This window comes from Pseudomonas sp. GW821-FHT02B10 (genome assembly GCF_059421865.1).
Genome location: NZ_JBWKVU010000006.1, coordinates 81,270 through 101,885 on the forward strand (window position 1 = coordinate 81,270; position 20,616 = coordinate 101,885).

At 61.6% G+C, this 20,616-nt stretch carries 24 protein-coding genes and 1 tRNA gene; 18 read left to right on the forward strand and 7 right to left on the reverse strand.

The window, feature by feature from the left end; translation table 11 throughout:
* Window positions 1–5 precede the first annotated feature (5 nt).
* The 5 genes from AC07VU_RS15365 to AC07VU_RS15385 all read left to right on the forward strand — a co-directional run bounded on the left by AC07VU_RS15365 (window position 6) and on the right by AC07VU_RS15385 (window position 2,528).
* Window positions 6–518 carry a translation initiation factor 2 gene (locus AC07VU_RS15365; protein ID WP_114759670.1) on the forward strand — a complete coding sequence of 171 codons (513 nt, stop codon included), beginning with the start codon at window positions 6–8 and terminating at the stop codon, window positions 516–518.
* Window positions 519–686: 168 nt separating this feature from the next.
* The gene (locus AC07VU_RS15370) at window positions 687–941 is read left to right on the forward strand and encodes a YkgJ family cysteine cluster protein (RefSeq protein ID WP_080710501.1); all 255 of its coding nucleotides are present in this window, start codon (window positions 687–689) and stop codon (window positions 939–941) included.
* A 43-nt stretch (window positions 942–984) separates the two neighbouring features.
* Window positions 985–1,593, forward strand: coding sequence for an START domain-containing protein (locus AC07VU_RS15375; protein ID WP_007928143.1), 609 nt, complete (start codon window positions 985–987; stop codon window positions 1,591–1,593).
* Window positions 1,594–1,706: 113 nt separating this feature from the next.
* Window positions 1,707–1,964, forward strand: a complete 258-nt coding sequence (locus AC07VU_RS15380) for a hypothetical protein (protein ID WP_007928144.1) — start codon at window positions 1,707–1,709, stop codon at window positions 1,962–1,964.
* Between the two features lie 222 nt (window positions 1,965–2,186).
* On the forward strand, window positions 2,187–2,528 hold the full coding sequence (locus AC07VU_RS15385) for a ribonuclease E inhibitor RraB (protein ID WP_009042886.1): 342 nt from the start codon (window positions 2,187–2,189) through the stop codon (window positions 2,526–2,528).
* 406 nt (window positions 2,529–2,934) lie between these two features.
* Here AC07VU_RS15385 and AC07VU_RS15390 read toward each other — a convergent pair whose 3' ends face one another.
* Window positions 2,935–3,747 carry a c-type cytochrome gene (locus tag AC07VU_RS15390; protein WP_495030101.1) on the reverse strand — a complete coding sequence of 271 codons (813 nt, stop codon included), beginning with the start codon at window positions 3,745–3,747 and terminating at the stop codon, window positions 2,935–2,937.
* A 687-nt stretch (window positions 3,748–4,434) separates the two neighbouring features.
* Here AC07VU_RS15390 and AC07VU_RS15395 point away from each other — a divergent pair.
* The 3 genes from AC07VU_RS15395 to AC07VU_RS15405 all read left to right on the forward strand — a co-directional run bounded on the left by AC07VU_RS15395 (window position 4,435) and on the right by AC07VU_RS15405 (window position 8,642).
* Window positions 4,435–5,640 (forward strand): acetyl-CoA C-acetyltransferase, encoded by a 1,206-nt coding sequence (locus AC07VU_RS15395; protein ID WP_495030102.1) that lies wholly within the window; start codon window positions 4,435–4,437, stop codon window positions 5,638–5,640.
* Between the two features lie 25 nt (window positions 5,641–5,665).
* The gene (locus tag AC07VU_RS15400; protein WP_495030103.1) at window positions 5,666–7,810 is read left to right on the forward strand and encodes a 3-hydroxyacyl-CoA dehydrogenase NAD-binding domain-containing protein; all 2,145 of its coding nucleotides are present in this window, start codon (window positions 5,666–5,668) and stop codon (window positions 7,808–7,810) included.
* Between the two features lie 103 nt (window positions 7,811–7,913).
* On the forward strand, window positions 7,914–8,642 hold the full coding sequence (locus AC07VU_RS15405; RefSeq protein WP_495030104.1) for an amidotransferase: 729 nt from the start codon (window positions 7,914–7,916) through the stop codon (window positions 8,640–8,642).
* A gap of 80 nt (window positions 8,643–8,722) precedes the next feature.
* Here the strand turns inward: AC07VU_RS15405 and AC07VU_RS15410 are convergent, their stop codons facing one another.
* From AC07VU_RS15410 to AC07VU_RS15420, 3 genes are all read right to left on the reverse strand, one after another.
* Entirely contained in the window at window positions 8,723–9,694 is a 972-nt protein-coding gene (locus AC07VU_RS15410; RefSeq protein WP_053260239.1) for a magnesium and cobalt transport protein CorA, read from the reverse strand.
* Window positions 9,695–9,826: 132 nt separating this feature from the next.
* Window positions 9,827–10,549: a lysophospholipid acyltransferase family protein gene (locus AC07VU_RS15415; RefSeq protein WP_053260240.1), complete on the reverse strand. Its 723-nt coding sequence runs from the start codon at window positions 10,547–10,549 to the stop codon at window positions 9,827–9,829.
* Window positions 10,550–10,777: 228 nt separating this feature from the next.
* On the reverse strand, window positions 10,778–11,467 hold the full coding sequence (locus tag AC07VU_RS15420; RefSeq protein WP_087088707.1) for a crotonase/enoyl-CoA hydratase family protein: 690 nt from the start codon (window positions 11,465–11,467) through the stop codon (window positions 10,778–10,780).
* A 318-nt stretch (window positions 11,468–11,785) separates the two neighbouring features.
* On the opposite strand from AC07VU_RS15420, the gene AC07VU_RS15425 reads away from it, so the two are divergent.
* The 9 genes from AC07VU_RS15425 to AC07VU_RS15465 all read left to right on the forward strand — a co-directional run bounded on the left by AC07VU_RS15425 (window position 11,786) and on the right by AC07VU_RS15465 (window position 15,921).
* Window positions 11,786–11,875: transfer RNA gene (locus AC07VU_RS15425), tRNA-Ser, on the forward strand.
* Window positions 11,876–12,198: 323 nt separating this feature from the next.
* Window positions 12,199–12,483 carry a hypothetical protein gene (locus AC07VU_RS15430; RefSeq protein ID WP_457275936.1) on the forward strand — a complete coding sequence of 95 codons (285 nt, stop codon included), beginning with the start codon at window positions 12,199–12,201 and terminating at the stop codon, window positions 12,481–12,483.
* A gap of 42 nt (window positions 12,484–12,525) precedes the next feature.
* A complete protein-coding gene (locus tag AC07VU_RS15435; RefSeq protein WP_223815873.1) occupies window positions 12,526–12,993 on the forward strand; it encodes a cupin domain-containing protein in 468 nt (155 codons plus the stop codon).
* A 225-nt stretch (window positions 12,994–13,218) separates the two neighbouring features.
* The gene (locus tag AC07VU_RS15440) at window positions 13,219–13,407 is read left to right on the forward strand and encodes a hypothetical protein (protein ID WP_007922997.1); all 189 of its coding nucleotides are present in this window, start codon (window positions 13,219–13,221) and stop codon (window positions 13,405–13,407) included.
* Between the two features lie 351 nt (window positions 13,408–13,758).
* Window positions 13,759–14,175, forward strand: coding sequence for a hypothetical protein (locus AC07VU_RS15445; RefSeq protein ID WP_075118753.1), 417 nt, complete (start codon window positions 13,759–13,761; stop codon window positions 14,173–14,175).
* 114 nt (window positions 14,176–14,289) lie between these two features.
* Window positions 14,290–14,448 carry a hypothetical protein gene (locus tag AC07VU_RS15450; RefSeq protein ID WP_007923000.1) on the forward strand — a complete coding sequence of 53 codons (159 nt, stop codon included), beginning with the start codon at window positions 14,290–14,292 and terminating at the stop codon, window positions 14,446–14,448.
* A 42-nt stretch (window positions 14,449–14,490) separates the two neighbouring features.
* Window positions 14,491–14,679, forward strand: coding sequence for a hypothetical protein (locus AC07VU_RS15455; RefSeq protein WP_007923002.1), 189 nt, complete (start codon window positions 14,491–14,493; stop codon window positions 14,677–14,679).
* Window positions 14,676–15,035: a hypothetical protein gene (locus AC07VU_RS15460; RefSeq protein WP_495030105.1), complete on the forward strand. Its 360-nt coding sequence runs from the start codon at window positions 14,676–14,678 to the stop codon at window positions 15,033–15,035. The genes AC07VU_RS15455 and AC07VU_RS15460 overlap by 4 nt, the downstream gene beginning before the upstream one ends.
* A gap of 190 nt (window positions 15,036–15,225) precedes the next feature.
* Window positions 15,226–15,921: an HAD-IA family hydrolase gene (locus AC07VU_RS15465; RefSeq protein WP_053260246.1), complete on the forward strand. Its 696-nt coding sequence runs from the start codon at window positions 15,226–15,228 to the stop codon at window positions 15,919–15,921.
* A gap of 158 nt (window positions 15,922–16,079) precedes the next feature.
* Here the strand turns inward: AC07VU_RS15465 and AC07VU_RS15470 are convergent, their stop codons facing one another.
* Window positions 16,080–16,826, reverse strand: coding sequence for a 3-oxoacyl-ACP reductase family protein (locus AC07VU_RS15470; RefSeq protein ID WP_009042902.1), 747 nt, complete (start codon window positions 16,824–16,826; stop codon window positions 16,080–16,082).
* A gap of 127 nt (window positions 16,827–16,953) precedes the next feature.
* Here AC07VU_RS15470 and AC07VU_RS15475 point away from each other — a divergent pair, with 127 nt between their 5' ends.
* Window positions 16,954–17,877: a LysR family transcriptional regulator gene (locus tag AC07VU_RS15475; protein WP_457275939.1), complete on the forward strand. Its 924-nt coding sequence runs from the start codon at window positions 16,954–16,956 to the stop codon at window positions 17,875–17,877.
* Window positions 17,878–17,934: 57 nt separating this feature from the next.
* On the opposite strand, the gene AC07VU_RS15480 is transcribed toward AC07VU_RS15475, so the two are convergent.
* Window positions 17,935–18,663, reverse strand: a complete 729-nt coding sequence (locus tag AC07VU_RS15480) for an aspartate/glutamate racemase family protein (protein ID WP_053260249.1) — start codon at window positions 18,661–18,663, stop codon at window positions 17,935–17,937.
* Window positions 18,664–18,718: 55 nt separating this feature from the next.
* Window positions 18,719–20,266: an NCS1 family nucleobase:cation symporter-1 gene (locus AC07VU_RS15485; protein ID WP_007930634.1), complete on the reverse strand. Its 1,548-nt coding sequence runs from the start codon at window positions 20,264–20,266 to the stop codon at window positions 18,719–18,721.
* Window positions 20,267–20,616 lie beyond the last annotated feature (350 nt).

Consider the following 20,616-nt stretch of genomic DNA (forward strand, 5'->3'; position numbering starts at 1 on the left):
TCTCTATGAAAGCGATTTTTCCTGTTGCCTGGGTATTGGTCAGTGTATTGAGTGCTTTCGGCACGGCCAGCGTTCTGGCGGCTCCGGCCCAGGAAAAGGTCGCGGCAAGCGCCACCGCGAATAAATCGCAGAAAACCGCGGCAGCCAAGAAAGCCGCGCCGGTAAAGAAGGCGGCAGCGACCAGCAAGGCCAAGCCCAAGGCCAAGGTACAGAAAAGGCGCGCGCCGATCGCTTCCAAGTCCAAGCCTGCCAGTGAGATCGTGAAGACGCGTTTGCCTTCGGCCAATGTGGATCTGAGCCTGCCGCCGGAAATGGTCAAGCAATTGCAGCCGATCGGTTCGGTCAACCAGCCCAAGCGCACCCCGTTGCTGCCGCCGATGTTCGGCGAGAAACCCAAGGACGACAGTCCGTTCCAGCTCAACGGGCGCTTGCTGAGCAATGAAATGCAGTTGCAACTGCGCAATGACGAACGGCGTGATGTGGAAGGCGCGGCGCTGGATTTCGAGTTCAAGCAGTAAACCCTCATCCTGACTGTGACCCGCAGCCCTGACGCTTTGTCGGAGACTGGTCAGTCACGCGAGCCTGAGCGTAAAAACCCGTGGGCGGCCAATTTCAAACGGCTGTTTTAGCGGTTACTCTAGTCCGCGTCATTTCAATACTTTGCCCGTCGCGAGGAGCTTGTCGTCATGAACTGCCGTGAAGGCTGTGGCGCCTGTTGCATTGCCCCTTCCATCAGTACCCCGATTCCCGGAATGCCCAATGGCAAACCGGCCGGAGAACGTTGCATCCATCTTTCTGTCGAACTGCTGTGCGGCTTGTTCGGCCAACCCGAACGGCCCGCCGTCTGTGGTGCGTTCCAGGCCGATGTAGAAGTCTGTGGCGGCAGCCGGGAAGAGGCTATCCGCTTGTTGGGCTGGTGGGAGCAAATGACGGCGGCATGAAGTGTTTGAAATGAACGGAACTTCAACAATAAGGAATAAGACAATGGGTTCGCTGCATCGAATTGCTGTGCTCTGTGGGTTGACCGTTCTGCTGTCGGCAACCGCCCACGCCGAAGATTGGCAAACGGCCAAGGATGAAGACGGCATCAAGGTCTCCTTGAGTGAAGTGGCCGGCTCCAAATACAAGGCCTACCGGGGCGTGACCACCATGAAAACCAGCGTGGCCAAGCTGCGCGCTTTGCAGGACGACGTGACGGGCGCCTGCGCCTGGATCCACGAGTGCAAGTCGCAGAAACTGCTCAAGCACGAAGGTGAGCAGAGCTGGACCTACACCCAGTTCAATACCCCGTGGCCGGTCACGCCGCGTGATTCGGTGCTGCACGTCACCACCAGCGAAGCGGCCGATGGCAGCCTGACCCGCAAGCTCGAAGGCGTACCGACCTACCTTCCCGAGGAGAAAGGTTTCGTGCGTGTCGCCCAGGTCGAAGGCTTCTGGAAGTTCGTGCCCAAGGGCGCGGACCAGGTCGAAGTGACCTATCAGGTGCACACCGAACCGGGCGGCAGCGTGCCGTCCTGGCTGGCCAACAAGTTTGTCGTGGATGCGCCGTTCAACACCCTCAAGGCATTGAAGGCGCGCGCCGAGAAACCGTAAACGCCGATCGTTGCGAAAAGGCTGCCCCAGGGCAGCCTTTTTTAATGGCACCGCCGGGCCTTTGGTTTGAACGATCCTTGGTTCTTCAGGGTCGACATCTTGTGAGTCCATCCATGGGCTTCATCAAGGAGGCACTGATGCAAAAGTGGCAAGTCACTTTCGTTGACGATCATGGTGTCCAGTCAGTCGAGCAGTTCGACTGTGAGCAGCAGCCCAGCATGGAGGAGGCGGCACAATTGATTCGCGCAAAGCTTCTGCCGGTTCCGGCCGAGCTTGACCTCAACGATCTGGAAGGGCGCACCGACGACCCTACGCTCAAGAGCCTGAAAGATCAGAACAGCATTCAAATCCTCAGCATTACGCCGATTTAATCTTTAATGCGCAAAGCTCCACCGAGCTTTAACCCAGACCTTGGCAGCGCCTGCGTCTTGGCGCTACTCTGCATTCGAGATCAGCGAATGAATCGCTAAGGTCTGGTCTTGTCAGCTACATGCTTGTTTCCTGGCGGCGATCTTCTCGCCGCAAGCCTGCACCGTGCGGTGACAGGCAAGGGAGTACGGAAAGTCTATCCATCGGTTTGAGGAGGACGTTTCATGAGCACAGCCTATCAAGAAGACATCAGCAGCAGCGTGCTGCGCCGCATGAAAGAAGGCGGTTTCGACTTTTCACGATTCCATCCCATCGAGTTCTACGCCATTTTTCCGGACGAGGAGCGGGCACGCAGGGCGGCAGGGCAGTTCCGCGGTGAATCCTTGAATGCCCAGGTCAGCGTGCGCGATGACGGCGCCTGGTACCTGGAGCTGAGCAAGGTGATGTACGCCACCTACGGCGGCATCGGCGATTTCGAGCAGGACTTTGAAGCGGTGGTTGCGCCCCTGGGCGGGATCATTGAAGGTTGGGGCGTGAAGCAGGAGGTTCGAGGGCGACTCGTTTAGTGCATATGAATAGCGTCAAGACTCAGCATCGGCTGACCTTCGGGTCGGCCGATTTCGTTTCTGCCCCCGGGATCCTACAAAAAAAAGTGGGTAAAAAAAGGCCACCCGCTGAGGGTGGCCAAAAGGGAAGACCGGTAGGAGAGGAAACCGGTCGGGGACATTCCGGGTCCGGCTGCCATTGGCGCCATGAAGGGTGGGGCATCGACTGCGCACCGTGGTGGTACTGAAGTCATCTGCGCTGTTGCAGCGAATTTTGCGCAGTTTTGCCCAAGCGGTGAAATCAAGTCTGGCTATGCCGTCGATAGCCACTGCATTGCAATGGAGCGCTTGCCGGGGAGCAGGCCCGACTGTAAGGAGCGAGGCTTGCCTGCGATGGCATTCTGGACAGCATCTCCCCAAGCCAGCTTTATTGCCCAGGCTGCTTACGTCCCGCCATATGCTTCAGATACCCCACCAGCAACTCCAGCTCGGCATCCGGCAATACGCTGCTTGCGAAGGCCGGCATCTTCGCCTGTGGCCAGCGGCGCAGGCTCTGTGGGTCACGGATATAACGCTTGAGGAAGTCCGCACCGAAATACTCGGTGGGGCTGTAGGGGATATTCAGGTCCGGGCCGAACTGCGAGTCGCCGGCGCCGTTGAGGCGATGGCAAGCCAGGCAGTTCTTCTGGAACAGGGCGAAGCCCTGGTTCACCGGGTCGCCGGCCGCCAGTTTGGGGTCCGGGCGCAGGGCCGGGAAACGCTCGGCCACCGGCGCCAGGCGCTTGATACTCGCCACTTCGAACGGCCATTGCTCGGGGCTGATATGACCGGCCTGCGGGTTGGTCCACACCAGGTAAAAAGGCCCGGCGCTGTGCTTGCCTTCAGCCAGGGGCGGCCAGGGCTTGGCCGGGTCTTCGATGGCCAGCCAGGCCTGGGCGCCGTCCTGGTTGAGCAGGGGGGCGGCGGGCAACTCGGCGGCGAAACCGTCCAGGGCGACAGCCTGCAGATGGTCATCAGCCTTGATGCCGGTGAGCAGGGCCGAGATCGGCACCGCGCGGTAACTCATGTCGCGTTTGTACGACACGTCATCCTTGACTGTGATGCTCCGGGCCTGAGGGTGCTTGAGCAGTTCTTCGGTCTGCCAGGTGCGACTGTCGGCCCCCAGTTCCAGGGTCAGCTGCGCGGCATGCACGGGTGTGGTGAGCAGCAGGGCGCTGCACAGGAGGATAAGAGATTTCAATTGATCGCTGTTCCGTCGCTGGGGTGGAGAGCAGCGCGTACGGCCTGTCTCCAGTTTTCTGATAGGTGCGACGACACCCTGATTCAGCGTGGCCGCGGCGTCAGAAAGAGTGGCACACAAGCGCCCGCCTCGGTAGCGAACCGGAGCACAAAGATGCAATTGCGTGACGGGATGGCCACGCCTCTAGCCGATCACTTTGGTGAGATTCGGCAAAATCAGAAGCAAGGTGGTTGCGAACAGAATGAGCCCCGCTTGACGGACTTTCGAATGCTTGAACATGGCTGAATGCCTTTTGTTGTTATTCCTGAACATCAAATGCATGCCTGCCGCTTCACTCTGGTCAGGCGATGTGTCCCTTTTCTTACACGTGCACCGGCAAGACCCGGCTGCAACGATTCACTGCCTACAGTTCCTACCTTAGGGGCCTTGTAACCCTTGGCTTAGATCCATTTCATATCAGCTAATAGGCGGATGCTTTAAAAAACGCATGAGGCTTATTGCCATCTTCTTGCCCGGCCTTTGTCTAGACAGTTCCGTTATGCGGCGGGCGGAATCCATTAGCTCACTACCGTTCGTCTGAGCGTGACCGTCAAGGTCAGTGAGCGCATCGGTCATTGAATCCGGGGCCCTCGGGGCCAAGAGTGGGAGCCCTGTCATCATTCATCTGCACAGCGGTTCGAGGACGTCATGACCCAGGCTTTGATATTCGATGCATTACGCACCCCCCGTGGCAAAGGCAAGGCCGACGGCGCCCTGCACAGCGTCAAGCCGGTGAACCTGCTGGCCGGGTTGCTCGATGCCCTGCAGCGGCGTACCGGACTCGACACCAGCCAGGTCGACGACATCGTGCTCGGCTGCGTGACGCCGATTGGCGACCAGGGGGCCGATATCGCCAAGACCGCAGCGCTGGTCGCCGACTGGGACGTCAGCGTGGCCGGAGTGCAGATCAACCGCTTTTGCGCCTCGGGCCTCGAGGCGGTGAACCTGGGCGCGATGAAAGTGCGCTCCGGCTTCGAGGACCTGGTGGTGGTCGGCGGCGTCGAGTCGATGTCGCGGGTGCCCATGGGCAGCGACGGCGGTGCCTGGGTGCTCGACCCGCAAACCAATATGCACAGCCATTTCACCCCGCAAGGCATAGGCGCGGACCTGATCGCCACCCTGGAAGGCTTCAGCCGTGAGGATGTCGACAGCTTTGCCCTGCAGTCCCAGCAGAAGGCCGCGCGGGCCAGGGCGGCGGGGGCTTTCAGCAAGTCCCTGGTGCCGGTGCAGGACCAGAACGGCATCGTCCTGCTGGATCATGATGAGTTCATACGCGCCGATTCCACCCTCGAAGGTCTGGGCAAGCTCAAGCCCAGCTTCGAGATGATCGGCCAGATGGGCTTCGACGCCACCGCCTTGCGGGTCTACAGCCATGTCGAGCGCATCCACCACGTGCACACCCCGGGCAACAGCTCAGGGATAGTCGATGGCGCGGCGCTGATGCTGATCGGTTCCGAGGCCAAGGGCCAGGCGCTGGGCCTCAAGCCGCGGGCGCGGATCGTCGCCACGGCGGTCACCAGCACCGATCCGACCATCATGCTCACCGGGCCGGCGCCGGCCACGCGCAAGGCGCTGGCCAAGGCTGGGCTGCGGGTCGAGGACATCGACCTGTTCGAGGTCAACGAGGCCTTCGCCTCGGTGGTGCTGAAGTTCATCAAGGACATGGCCATCGACCCGGAAAAGGTCAACGTCAATGGCGGTTCCATCGCCATGGGCCACCCGCTGGGCGCCACCGGCTGCGCGATCCTCGGCACCTTGCTCGACGAGCTGGAAGCGCGGCGCCAGCGTTACGGCCTGGCGACCCTCTGCGTCGGCGGCGGCATGGGTATCGCCACCATCATCGAACGCCTCTGAGCCCTGACTTCAAGGAAACACTTTCATGACCCAAGCCATCCGTTACGAAAAGGGCCAGGACCAGATCGTCGTTCTGACCATCGACATGCCGGGCCAGAGCGCCAACACCATGAACGCGGTGTACCGCGAGGCCATGGCCGCTTGCGTGGCCCGCCTGCAAGCCGAGCAGGAATCGATTGCCGGGGTAATCGTCACTTCGGCGAAAAAGACCTTCTTCGCCGGCGGTGACCTCAATGAATTGATCAAGGTCGGCAAGCCCGAAGCCCAGGCCTTCTATGACATGGTGCTGACTCTCAAGGGCCAGCTGCGGGCCCTGGAGACCCTGGGCAAGCCCGTGGTAGCGGCGATCAACGGCGCGGCCCTGGGCGGTGGCTGGGAGATCTGCCTGGCCTGCCATCACCGAGTGGCGCTGGACGATTCGTCGCTGCAGGTCGGCCTGCCGGAAGTGACCCTCGGCCTGCTGCCGGGCGGTGGCGGGGTGGTGCGCATGGTGCGTTTGCTGGGGCTGGAAAAAGCCCTGCCGTATCTGCTGGAGGGCAAGAAGGTCCGACCGCAGCAGGCGCTGAAAGCCGGCCTGATCGACCAACTGGCCAGCGACCGCGACGACCTGCTGGCCAAGGCCAGGGCGTGGATTGTCGCCAACCCGGCGACCAAACAGCGCTGGGACGTGGCTGGCTACCAGATCCCCGGGGGCACGCCGTCGCACCCGAAAGTCGCGCAGATGCTGGCCATCGCACCATCGATCCTGCGCAGCAAGACCCAGGGCTGCCTGCCGGCGCCGGAAAAAATCCTTTGTGCGGCAGTGGAGGGCGCCCAGGTCGATTTCGATACTGCGCAGTTGATCGAAGCCCGCTATTTCACCGAGCTGACCACCGGCCAGGTGGCGAAAAACATGATCGGCACCTTCTGGTTCCAGCTCAACGAGATCAATGCCGGTGGCTCCCGGCCCCAAGGCTTCGCGCCCTATGTGACCCGCAAGGTCGGGGTGCTGGGTGCCGGGATGATGGGCGCCGGGATCGCCTATGTCAGTGCCGTGGCCGGCATCGAGGTGGTGCTCAAGGACATCAGCCTGGCGGCCGCCGAGAAGGGCAAGGCCCATTCGGCGGGGCTGCTGGAGAAGAAGGTCGCCCGTGGCCAATTGAGCGCCGAACAGCGTGACGCCACGCTGGCGCGGATCCGCACCACCGAGCAGGACGCCGACCTGGCCGGGTGTGACCTGATCATCGAGGCGGTGTTCGAGGATCGCGAGCTCAAGGCCAGGGTCTCGGCGGCGGCGCAGCAGGTGGTGGGGGCACAGGCGGTGATTGCGTCCAACACCTCGACCTTGCCGATCAGCGGCCTCGCCAGGGCCGTACCGGATCAAGGCAAGTTCATCGGCCTGCATTTCTTCAGCCCGGTGGAAAAAATGCCCCTGGTGGAAATCATCAAGGGCGAGCAGACCAGCGACGAAACCCTGGCGCGCGGTTTCGACTTCGTCCAGCAGATCAAGAAGACCCCGATCGTGGTCAACGACAGCCGCGGCTTTTTCACTTCGCGGGTGTTCGGTACCTTCACCAACGAAGGCATTGCCATGCTCGGTGAGGGTGTGGCCGCGCCGATGATCGAGACCGAGGCGCGCAAGGCGGGCATGCCGATCGGCCCGCTGGCGATCTGCGACGAGGTTTCCCTGAGCCTGCTGAGCCATATCCGCCAACAGACTGCCAAGGACCTGCAGGCCGAAGGCAAGCCGTTGCCGGAGCATCCGGCCTTCGCCGTGATCGACCTGCTGCTCAATGAGTACAGGCGCCCAGGCAAGGCGGCGGGCGGTGGTTTCTACGATTACCCGGCCGGGGGGCAGAAGCATTTGTGGCCGCAACTGAAAACCCGCTTCGAGAAAGCCGACGGGCAGATTTCGCCGCAGGACGTGCGCGACCGATTGTTGTTCGTGCAGGCCATCGAAACCGTGCGTTGTGTGGAGGAGGGCGTGTTGCGCTCGACGGCCGATGCCAATATCGGTTCGATTTTCGGTATCGGCTTCGCAGCCTGGACCGGCGGGGCCTTGCAGTTCATCAACCAGTACGGCCTGAAGGACTTTATCGCCCGGGCCCAGTACCTGGCCGAGCAATATGGCGAGCGTTTCGCGCCGCCGGCGCTGCTGCTGGAGAAGGCCGCCAAGGGCCAGTTGTTCTGAGGCTGAAGGGATAAAGTGATGCATCGCGGGGCTTGCCTTGATCGGGCGTTTCAAGGCAGGCTCTGGGGTGTTCATTATTCCCATCACGTGTCAGGTATTTTTTATGTCGCTACGCATCTGCATTCTGGAAACCGACATCCTGCGTCCAGAATTGGTCGATCAATATCAGGGTTACGGGCAGATGTTTCAGCGCCTGTTTTCACAGCAGCCCATCGCTGCCGAATTTACCGTCTACAACGTGATGCAGGGCCACTACCCGAGCGACGACCAAAGCTTCGATGCTTACCTGGTCACGGGGAGCAAGGCCGACTCCTTCGGTACCGACCCTTGGATTCAAACTCTCAAGACCTACCTGCTGGAGCGTTATAAGCGCGGCGACAAGCTGCTGGGCATCTGCTTTGGCCATCAGTTGCTGGCGTTGCTGCTGGGCGGCAAGAGCGAGCGCGCGACCCAGGGCTGGGGCGTGGGTACCCACAACTACAAGCTGGCGGCCAAGGCGCCGTGGATGAGCCCGGTGGTGGAAGAGTTGACGCTGTTGATCAGCCATCAGGACCAGGTGACTGCCTTGCCGGAAAACGCCACGGTCATCGCTTCCAGCGATTTTTGCCCGTTCGCGGCCTATCACATCAATGATCAGGTGCTGTGCTTCCAGGGCCACCCGGAGTTCATCCATGACTATTCGCGGGCCTTGCTGGACCTGCGCCAGCAGCACCTGGGCGAACAGGTCTATCAAAAGGGCATCGCCAGTCTGGGCCGGGATCATCACGGCAGCACCGTTGCCGAGTGGATGATGCGTTTTGTGGCGCACAAGCCGCAGGCCGGATCGGTTTGAATCCATAGTCGCATCGCCGGCCGGCTCGCTTCTACAACGGCTTCAAGGCCCTTGCAGGAGCGTCCGGCCCGGCTCTGCTGTCAGAGCCACCCCGAGCGCTTGAAGCTCGCCCATAACCCCGTACAGCCCAGCACCAGAAACGCCAGCACACCGAAGTAGCCGTAGTGCATCTTCAGCTCGGGCATGTTGTCGAAGTTCATTCCGTAGATCCCCGCCACCGCGGTCGGGAACGCCAGGATCGCCGCCCAGGCGGCGAACTTGCGTTGCACCACGCTTTGTCGCGAGGCCTCCAGCAGGACGCCGATCTCGATGGTCTGGCTGGCGATATCACGCAAGGTCGCCAGGTCTTCCATCTGCCGGGTGACATGGATCTGCACGTCGCGAAAGTACGGGCGCATGTTCTTGTCAATAAAGGGGAAGCTGAGCTTCTGCAGCTCTTCGCTGATCTCCACCATGGGTGCTACATAGCGGCGCAGGCGCAGCACATCGCGGCGCAGGCTGTGGAGGTGCTGGATATCCCGCTCGTTGAGCGAACTGCACAGCACGCTGTGCTCCAGTTCGTCGATCTCGGCATGGATTGCTTCGCTGACCGGCTGGTAGTTCTCGGTGACGAAATCCAGTAGCGCGTAGAGCACGAAGTCTTCGCCGTGCTCCAGCAGCAGCGGTCGTGCCTCGCAGCGCTGGCGCACGAAGCCATAGGATTTGGAGTGGCCATTGCGGGCAGTGATGATGTAGCCGTTGCCGGCAAAGATATGGGTTTCGATGAACTCCAGCTTGCCGGCTTCGCGCACCGGGGAGTAGGTGACGATAAACAGTGCGTCGCCGAAGGTTTCGAGTTTCGGTCGGCTGTGTTTTTCCAGGGCGTCCTCGATGGCCAGCTCGTGCAGGTTGAACTGGCGTTGCAGATTGGCCAGTTCCTGGGCGTTGGGTTCTTCGAGACCGATCCAGACGAAGTGCCCGGGTTTGGCGGCCCAGGCCGCCCCTTCGTCGAGGGTGATGTCCGTGACTCTTTTACCCGCGCTGTAGACTGCGGCGGCAACAACTCTACCCATGGTTCCTGTTCGCTTCTTCTTATCGAAATGAGGAATGAGACTTCGTGCAGCTTAGCCCCATGACTGATCAGAGTCAGCCTGTTGGGTGGAGTTCGCCGGCAATAAACAAGCCCCGCACGCGGCGGGCTGTTTTCAGACGGCCTGTAGCTGGCGGTCCATCGACTCGATGCATTCGCGCATCTGTTCGCGACACTGCTCGATCAGCCTCGGCATGTCGTCCAGGCTCAGCCCGGCGGTGGGGATCGCCGGCAGCGAGCGGATCAGGATCCTGCCACTGCGCCAGCGGTTGAGGCGCATGTGGCGGATGTAGCTGCTGGCGCACACCGGGACGATCGGCACGCCGGCGGCGATGGCCATCTGGAAGGCGCCTTTCTTGAACGGCAGCAGGTCCTCGCCGAGGTTGCGGGTGCCTTCCGGGAAGACCCAGATCGAGGTGTCCTTGTGTTGCAGGGTGTGGGTGGTGGTCAACATCGAGCGGCGCGCCTTGTGCGCGTTGCCACGGTCGATCAACACATTGCCCGCCAGCCAGAACAACTGGCCGAACAGCGGCACCCATTTCAGGCTCTTTTTACCGATGCACACGGTGCGCCGGGGCACCACGTTGCCGAACACGAACAGGTCGTAGTTGGACTGGTGGTTGGCGATGATCACGCAGCTCTTGGGCTTGTCCATCAGCGGCCCGACTTCGGCCTTGACCCGCAGGCGCAGAATGCACATGGCCGGCAAGGCATACAGGCGCGCGCACAGGCGGCTGTTATCCGGGTTGAACGGGCGACATAGCCCCAGCACCACGCCGAGAATCCCCGCTGCAACAAAATGCAGGCCCATCAATAACATACGAAACAGATACAGCATCTACAGGCCTACCGGGGACAAAAGGTGGCGCAGTGTACGGATGTGCACTGTTTTCGGCAATTACCTGTATAGAAGGAGAAGATGGCCGATGTTTAAGCGCATGTTTCCGACTCTTTGCTCAGCGGCGAACTAGAGCGTCGCACAGTCTTTCTCGCGGTGCGTGCATAAAGGTGCGGGCATAAAAAAGCCCGACGCGCAGGTCGGGCTGGTGGGCGGCGGGCCCAGGCTTCAGCCCAGGTGTTCCTGGTCGAGAATGATCGCGTTGTCCAGGGCTTCCAGCAGCGCCTTGCGCACTTTCAGCTTGGTGTTCTTGTGGGCGGTCATATTGATCTTCTTCAACTGACGCGCGGCGGCCAGGGCGGCGCCTTGCAGTTCCTCAATGCTGACCACCTTATCGAGGAAGCCGGCATCCACCGCGCCTTGTGGGTCGAACATCTCGCCATTGATCACCGAGCGGTGCAGTGCGGATTTGCGCAGGCGGTCACGGGCCAGCTCGATGCCGGCGTGGTGCATGGTCATGCCGATCTGCACTTCGTTCAGGCCGATGCTGAACGGGCCTTCGACGCCGATGCGGTAGTCCGCGGACAGCAGCAGGAACGCGCCCTTGGCCACGGCGTGCCCAGGGCAGGCGACGATGACGGGGAAGGGGTGCGACAGCAGGCGACGGGCCAGGGTCGAACCCGAGGTCACCAGGCTCACGGCTTCTTTAGGGCCGGCGGTCATCACTTTCAGGTCGTAGCCACCCGACAGAATGCCGGGCTGCCCGGTGATGATCACCACCGCGCGATCGGTAACGGCCTGGTCCAGCGCGGCATTGAAGGCGGCAATCACGTCCGGGGAAATGGCATTGACCTTGCCATTGCTCAAGGTCAGGGTCGCGATACCGTCTTCGAGGTGGTAAGAAATCAACTCACTCATGACGCAATTCCTTGTATTGAAGTGGGGCAGACGTTACCCACGGTCACAGGTCAGGTAAAGCGCTGTGACTGACTGGTGAGTCAGCCCTTTCTGGCCTGACAAGCGTAGCCGGCCACCTGGGGCGCGGATCGGCCCTCTTATATAGCTGTCAGCCAGGCCAGAGATTGGCCGGTTTGCCATGGCGCTGATGCCAGCGCAGTACCGGAATCCGAAGAAATGTCTTAAGCGCATGAAAATTCTGAAAAAAACCTTTGCCATCAGAAAAGCTTTCGACTACATTAGCGCGCCTCGACAGACTGAATCGGTTTGACGAGACACGGTTGGGTGTCCGAGTGGCTTAAGGAGCACGCCTGGAAAGTGTGTATACAGGAAACTGTATCGAGGGTTCGAATCCCTCCTCAACCGCCATATTCGATCTACGCAAAACCCCTGATTTCCTCGAGAAGTCAGGGGTTTTGTGCTTTCTGGGGCTGCTTAATCGCGGCAGTGGGCGAGCGGCTTCTTTGCTGAACGCCGTTTCCCCGTGATGGTCAAAATCATTACGAGTTCGCAACAGCCAAAGTTGCTCCAGCAAGGTATCGATCACGCTGGATACTTGAGTGGTCTTTGGCTTTGTTACCCCTGCGAAGCCTGGCGCTCAGGTCACCTTGAGGGTGAGGTTTTCCGCCGATATCAGGCGGGCATCAGCGTGCGGTTTTCTGTGCCCCGTACTGGCTACGAGGAGACGCGCAATGGTCATTCACTTCAAGGTCGCCGGGCATCTTGCCTGCGGCCACAAGGGTTCCAATCTCATATCCAGCACCGAGCCGGCGCGGGTCAAATGCCGCAGTTGCCGCAATACCGAGGTGTTCAAGGAAGCCCGTAAGAATCAGCGCAATGCGGCACGTCGAGCGGCGCGCAAAGCCAAGGCAGAACACGCGGCAAGCGACTGGCGTGCAGCCTGGACCCAGCGGCTGACGGCCATGGCCGGGTTGCAGCGTCTGCCTCGGGGGGTTGGCGGGCAACCTTACGTTTAGCGTTTGTCGCAGGCGATCCACGCTTTCAGGTCTAGAATGGTCATGCGCATCGAGTGGGGCGATGCTGGTTGTCTGCGGGCGCGGGGTGATATTGCCGGCGTCGGCAGGCTTTGCAGCTACTCAATCGAGAACACCATCATGTCCACGCACGAACAGGTCACCGAGCATAAATCCTTCTCCGAACCGGATGAGACCCGCGAGTTTTCCAATGGCAAGGCAGAGATCCTGAAGATCGGTCAGTGTGAAGTGGGACGCTTCACTTTCAAGCCGGGCTGGCGCTGGTCGAACGACATTAAACCGCTGGCGCAGACACCGAGTTGCCAGGCACCGCATTTTCAGTATCACGTGGCCGGCAGGCTGGCGATCCTGATGGATGACGGTACCGAAATCATCGCCGGGCCGGGTGATATCACCTCCCTGCCTAAAGGTCACGACGCCTGGGTGGTGGGGGATGAAACCGTGGTGGTGGTCGATTGGTTCGGGGCCAGCAACTACGCTCGTAAGGTCTAGGCGAAACACAGTCGCAAAGGAGCTGATGCACACCATCAGCTCCTTTTTCAACGACGATCCATACCCTTGGACGAAGAACTCCAGCTTGGGCCATTCGTCGGTCTTTTCTCTTTGTGAACTACAAGTCCTTAAATGACCGTCTAGTCTGAAGCGCCGTGACGGTCGATATTTTCTAGGCAGTCAGGTGCTTGCCGGTATCGACCGGTTGTTGGAGGGAGCAGGGAGATGAGCGATCCTTATATCGAGGACAACGGGGATGAGTTCCCAATCAACAACCTGGTGCGCTGCGGTCAGGCAGCGTTTGACAGTGAGCCACCGGCCAAGGCGTCGGTAGGCAAGACCAGGGCCAGTGCATTACCCAGGGTGACCCAGACAAAGTTTTTCCCGAAAGCGGCGCTTCCTAAGAGAAGGTAGCCTTCATACATACCGAACGACCCCGCTTCCGGGCGGGGTTTTTGTTACCTGAACAATGGGCCGCCGCGATTGATTTGAATGAAGTTGGACCTTTCGTCTTATCTGTTGCACAGGGCGACGGGTTTTTCACAATTTATTCACAAACGACTGCGTAGGCTCGACTCATCCGTTAAAGCAAATCCTATTAGCCCGTCTCCCCAGCGGGCTTTTTTTTGCCTGACTGAAAACTCTTTGCGCAAAAACGGTCCAACACTGTGACTAAAAGGATCACAGCGTTCTGCTGTCGCCGCTCAGCTTTAGTCAGACACCGCTATAGAATGACTCTCCAGCATCTTTTTCGAGGTTTACATCATGCGTTTAACACTGCCTGCTCTGGTTTTGGGGCTTCTGGCTGCTCAAGGTGCGATGGCCGCCGGTGATGGCACTGCTGCGGTCGGCGGCGGTTTGGGTGGCGCGCTGGGCAATGTGGTGGGACAACAGATTGGCGGCAGCACGGGCGCCGCGGTGGGTGCGGGTCTTGGCGGCGCTGCCGGCAGTGCGGTCGGTGCCCGTAAAGGCAGCCGTACCGAGGCGGCCATTGGTGGCGGGCTGGGTTCGGCCGGTGGCTCGGTGATTGGCAACAAACTGGGCGGCAGCACTGGCTCGACCATCGGCGCAGGCCTGGGCGGCGCGGCCGGTGGCGCTTTGGGCAGCAGCATGGGTGACGATGGCCATCACTCCGGCGGCGGCAAAAAGCACAAGAATAAACACAAGCACAAGCACGATTGATTCTGCAGCAGTGCGTAAAAAAGCCCGGCCTTGTGCCGGGCTTTTTTATGGGAACGAATATCGCTCCAGCCCCTCGAATTCAATGATGGACACATTGTGTCGACGAGGTTTGCCATGACTCCGGAAACTGCTGGCAAGAAAGAAGACGACTCCTCGGGCGTGCCCCTGGTCAACGATCCGGGCAATGAAGACCCAGGTTCGCTGATGGATGACGCCCTGGTCCCGCTGAGCGATGACGATGAGGCAGACGAGTCGGAGGAAAAGGGCCCGTGAAGTCTGCTTCCAGCACGCCGGCATGAGCGGTGTGAGGTGCCTATGAAGCATGATCCGAAACCAATCGACCGGGATGACACGCCCGAATATCCGCTGCCTTCCCCCACGGATGCGCTGAGCCCCGAGCAGATCCTCCCGGATGCCAACGCCGAACAGGAGCTGTCTCGACCCGAGCCGCAGCGCAAGGCGGCCAGGGGCAAACGGCGCACCGCTCCGGGAGGCGCGTCGTGAGCCGCACAAAACTGCTGAGCCTGGTGCTGGTCGCCCTGGTGTCGATTTTCTGTTTCTCCAGCCTGGCAGAATCCGCTGACGGACGGGCCCCGGCCAATCCTCCGCTGCGGTCGTTCGAGGGCGGTTCCGGCAACGATCTCATGCTGCGGCCAGGAGCACTGGGCGGGAATGGTGTAGGTGTCACGGACAGCCGTTCACGGGCCGACAAGTCGCGCGGCTCTTCCGGCCAGGGCGGCATGGGCTCCACTGGCGTCAATGGTTCCATCATCGGCGGTGGCGGTGCCGGTGGTGGAACCGGCAGCGCGGGCGGTGGCACTGGCGGTGCCGGAGGCGGCAGCGGACGGGCAGGACGCTAGCGTGCTTTGTTCACTCATGATGTCGAGACCAGCGAGCCCGGCCTGTCCGGGCTTTTGTCTGCCTGCGCGCTGGCCTGAGGTTGCTCCCCGTCATCCGCCGCGGCTATGCTGCTGAACCCTTTAATCGGGCAAAAAACTGGCCGTACCTGAGCCGCTCCCCGGGATGTTTTTTGTTAACGGATCAGATGCGATGAATGCACAGTTGAATGACGTGGGCCCGATCAAGGCCGTGATTTTCGATATGGACGGTTTGCTGCTGGACACCGAAGGCATCTACACCGAGGTGACGCAGATCATCGCCGATCGTTATGGCCGCACCTTCGATTGGACGATCAAGCAGAACATCATTGGCCGTGGCGCCGCGGACCTGGCCCGCTATGTGGTGCAAGCCCTGGACCTGCCGATCACGCCCGAGGAGTTCCTGGTGATTCGCGAGCCGCTTATGCGCGAACGCTTTCCCCGGGCGCTGGCGATGCCGGGCGCGCAGGAACTGGTGCAGCACCTCAAGGCCAATAATGTGCCGATTGCCGTGGGCACCAGTTCTTCGCGCCAGTCTTTCGCCCAGAAAACCACCTTGCACGGCGACTGGTTCGCGCTGTTCGACACCATAGTCACCGCCGACGACCCGGAAGTGGGCGCGGCCAAGCCGGCGCCGGACATCTTCCTGACCGCCGCACGGCGCCTGGGCGTTGCCCCCGAGGATTGCCTGGTGTTCGAGGATTCGCCCTTCGGTGTCACCGCGGCGAAGGCGGCGGGGATGACCGCGATTGCCATTCCCGATCCGGCGATGGCGGACGCCAAGTACGCCCATGCCGATGCCATTCTGCGTTCGCTGAAGGGGTTCCAGCCGGCGGCCTGTGGTTTGCCTCAGTTGGCGTGGTCCTGAACCTGTAGCCGCTGCCGCAGGCTGCGATAAGCCCGCCAGGGCTTCAGCGGTCTCAAGTGCGGCGCCTTCTGTGGAGTCGATCGCAGCCTGCGGCAGCGGCTACAAAAACGCCGGGCCACCTGATGAGGGTGGCCCGGCGTTTTTCATGGGCGCAGGAATCAGGCGCTGAAGCCGCCGTCGATCGTCAGACTGGCGCCGGTGATGTAACCCGCTTCCGGGCCTGCCAGGTAAGCCACGAAGCTGGCGATTTCTTCCGCGTGACCATAGCGCCCGATGGCCATCAGCGGGATCAGGCTTTCGGCGAAGTCGCCGTGGGCCGGGTTCATGTCGGTGTCGACCGGGCCGGGTTGCACATTGTTGATGGTGATGCCTCGTGGGCCGAGGTCGCGGGACAGGCCTTTGGTCAGGCCGACCAGGGCTGACTTGCTCATGGCATAGGTACCGCCACCGGCAAAGGGCATGCGCTCGGCGTTGGTGCTGCCGATGTTGATGATGCGCGAGCCTTCGCCCATATGCCGGGCCGCTTCCTGGGTGGCGACAAACACGCTGCGGATGTTGATGGCCAGGGTCCGGTCGAAGTCTTCCAGCTTGAAGTCTTCCAGCGGGCCGATAGCCAGGACGCCGGCGTTGTTGACCAGGATGTCTAGGCGACCAAAGGTTTCGACCGTGCTCTCGACCGCCTGGCGGATGGCCGCGGCATCGGCGCTGTCGGCGAGGATCGCCAGGGCCTTGCCGCCAGCGGCGGTGATGCTGTCCTGCAAGGCTTCGGCCTTGGTGGTAGAGCTGACATAGGTGAAGGCGACGGCGGCGCCTTCGGCCGCCAGGCGTTGCACGATGGCCGCGCCGATGCCGCGGGAACCGCCTTGAACCAGGGCTACTTTGCCGCTGAGGGATTGAGTGGTCATGTCGTTCTCCAAAAAAGTCCAAGGCGGGCTGCCTTGTGGTTGGAGTCGAGTATCGACTTCGGATTAGGTGCTGTGTAGATAGGAATCGCTCTAGTCTGTGTAAACCATAAGTTTATAGTGAGGCACCATGGAAACCTTCAGCAGCATCGAATGCTTTGTGCGCAGCGCCGAAGTCGGCAGTTTTGCCGAAGCCGCTCGACGCTTGAGCCTGACCCCTGCCGCGGTGGGTAAAAGCGTGGCCAAGCTCGAGGCCCGGCTCGGGGTCCGGCTGTTTCAGCGCAGCACCCGCAGCCTGACCCTGACCGAGGCCGGCAAACTGTTTCTTGGCGAGGTCAGCGCCAGCCTGTACACCATCCAGAACGCGGTGGCCAACCTGGCCAGCGCCGAAGGGCGCCCGGCGGGCACCCTGAAAGTCAGCATGGGCACGGTGTTCGGACGCCTGTACATCGTGCCCATGCTCGGCGAATTCCTGCGGCGTTTCCCAGAGATCAGCCCGGACTGGCATTTCGATAACCGTCAGGTGGACCTGATCGGCCAGGGTTTCGACGCGGCGATCGGCGGCGGCTTTGAGCTGCCCCAGGGGGTGGTGGCGCGACGGCTGACCCCGGCTCACCGCATCCTGGTGGCCTCGCCGGACTATCTGGCGCGCTGCGCGGCGGTCAAGCAGCCCGAGGATTTGCAACATTGCGAAGGCATCCTGATCCGCTCGCCACAGACCGGGCGGGTGCGCTCCTGGGCCCTGACCAGCCGCACCCGGCAGCAAAGCCCGTTGAGCCTGAAGGCGCGGATGACCATGAGCGATTCGGAAGCGGCCTGCGCCGCTGCCGCCCAGGGCCTGGGGGTGGCCCTGGTGAGCATGCCGTTCGCCGTCGGTTACTTGAACGCCGGCACCCTGGTGCGGGTATTGCCGGACTGGTACGTCGACGACGGCAACATCTCGATCTATTACGCCGAGCACAAACTGTTGCCGGGCAAGACCCGGGCCTTCGTCGACTTCGTGATCGAGCAGTTCGCCGAGCAGGGCCTGGAGCAACGCTTCAGCGCGGTTTGAAGAGGCGAGCAAACCCGCTTCCCGGCAGGAGCGGGTTTGCTCGCGACAGGCGAAGGCTCAGCGCCCGAAGCGCCCGGGCCAGCCGATGATGGTTTTTGGCCGTGGCGTGGCGTAGGTGCGTACCTTGGAGGTGGACAGCCCCAGGCGCACCAGGGATTCGGCGATGGTCACCGCCGCGGTCACGCCGTCCACCACCGGCACGCCGGTGCGCTGGCGGATCTGTTCGTCCAGGCCGGCCATGCCGCCACAGCCCAGGCAGATCACCTCGGCCTTGTCTTCGCTGACCGCCAGTTCGGCCTGGCGCACGATGGCTTCCACGGCACGCGTCGGGTCTTCTTCCAGCTCCAGCACCGCCAGCCCGCTGGCTCGAACCGAGGCGCAGCGGTCGTACAGGCCGGAGAGTTTCAGGCGGTCCTCGATCAGCGGTACGGTGCGATCCAGGGTCGTCACCACCGAATAGGCGTGGCCGAGGAACATCGCGGTGCTGGCGCCGGCGTCAGTGATGTCCACCACCGGCACGTTGAGCAGCTCCTGCAAGCCTTCGCGGCCGTGCTCGCCATAACCGGCCTGGATCACCGCGTCGTAGGGCTGGTCGTAGGACAACACGCGGTCCATGACGGCGATGGCGGCCAGGTAGCTTTCGAAGTTGCCTTCGATGGAGTCGGCGCCGAAGTGTGGGGTCAGGCCGATGATTTCGGTGCCGGGCGCGGCCACGGCCTGGGCCTGGCGGGCGATGGCCTGGGTGATGGAGTCGGTGGTGTTGACGTTGACCACGAGAATTCGCATGGGCTGTCCTTATCGTTGAGGCATTCGGGGCCCGCCGCAGACGGGCCGTTCAAGGTTAGTGGCTGACGTTATCGACGGCGATGGATTCACCGCTGACATCCGCATAGTAGGGCTGGCGTTTGGCGACGATCAGGTACAGCAGGCCGGCAATGCCGGCGCCGATCAGCCAGGAGAAGGGCGAGACGCTGGCAAACCCCGGCACCAGGGCCAGGACGATGGCGATCAGCGCCGAGGGAACGAATGCCGCCACCGCCCGCAGGTTGACCCCATGGCTGTAGAAATACGCGCCTTGCGGGTGCTCGCTGTACAGCTCGGGCACGTTGATCCGGCCTTTGCGCAGCAGCCAGTAGTCGACCATGATCACCCCGTACAGCGGCCCCAGCAGGGCACCGAGCCCGGACAGGAAGTACACGATCACCAGCGGGCTGTTGTAGAGGTTCCACGGCAGGATCAGCACCGCGAGGGTCGCGCTGATCAGCCCGGCGCGGCGGAAGGTCAGGTATTTCGGCGCCAGGTTGCTGAGCACGAAGGCCGGGGCGACGAAGTTGGCCATGATGTTCACCGCCACGGTGACGATCAGGAATGCCAGGCAACCGAGCACCAGAAAGAAGGTGTTGGGGATCGAGGCGATGATTTCGGTCGGGCTTTCGATGATCTTGCCGTTGATCTGGAACTGCGCGCCGCAGAGCAATACGGTGATGGCTGCGAACACCAGGATGTTCACCGGCAGCCCCCAGAAATTGCCAATCTTGATGGTCCGGCGGCAGGGCGAGGAGCGGGCGAAGTCGCAGAAGTTGAGCACCAGTGTGCCGTAGATCGCCAGCCACAGCGCGCCGCCGGCGAAGATCTGGCGCCACATCTCGCCACCGCTCAGCGGCTCATGGATCGACCAGGCGATGCTGGCGTTGGCTTGGGTGTACATCCAGGCGGCGAGGGCGGCAACGGTCACCAGGATCACCGGGCCGGCAAAGGCCTCATAGCGCCGGACCATCTCCATGCCGTAGGCGAGGATCGCCAGCTGCACCAGCCAGATCGCCACGAAACACACCCAGCCCAGGCTCGACAGGCCGAGGATCGAGTTGTGGTCGTAGTCGGCGAAGCCGGGGTGGATGGCTGTGAGCAATACCCGGAACACCACCGAGGCCAGGTAGGTCTGGATACCGAACCAGGCGATGGCGATCACCGCGCGGATCAGCGCCGGAATCTGCGCGCCATGGATGCCGAAGCTGATACGGCTGATCACCGGGAAGGGCACGCCGGTCTTCTGGCCCATGTAGCCGGACAGGTTCATGAAGAAGTACACCAGCGCCGCGCCGATCCCCAGGGACAGGAGGATCTGCCAGCCGCCCAGGCCCAGGGCGTACAGGCCGATGGCGAAGGAGTAATTGGCGATGTTGTGCACGTCATTGGTCCACAGGGCAAAGATGCTGTAGCCACCCCAGCGCCGGCCTTCGACCTTGGTCGGCGCCAGGTCGCGGTTGTGCAGGCGCGGGCTGAGGTCGACTGGCGAAGCGGTGTCGTGGGCGATGCTGGGGTCGAGGTTGGCGTGGGTATGGGAGGAGGGCAAATCCAGTGCGATGTTATTGGAAGGACTGGTACGCATTCCGGCAGGCTCCTGATCGCGGACCCGCGCTGACTGTGCTTGAGCGCAAGGCTCGGCAGTCTTCGGCGCAGTCCGGGAATCACTGGGTTCTGGGCATCTGCAGGCGGATTCGGGAACCCGGCTTGCGGATATAAAGTGTATGTATTTTTTATTTAAGTTGTATACAAGATGCGAATCGACCTAAGCCACTTCCGTGCCAGATCCCAATCTAAGCAAGCGACCGATAATTTCGGTCTGTTCTTAAGATTTTCTAAGTAACTGAAACTGCGAAACTATAAATTGACCGATTGAACAGGTATTTATTTTTCGAGGGGGCAGGGTGTGAGCGCGGTGGAGAATGGCCCAGGGAG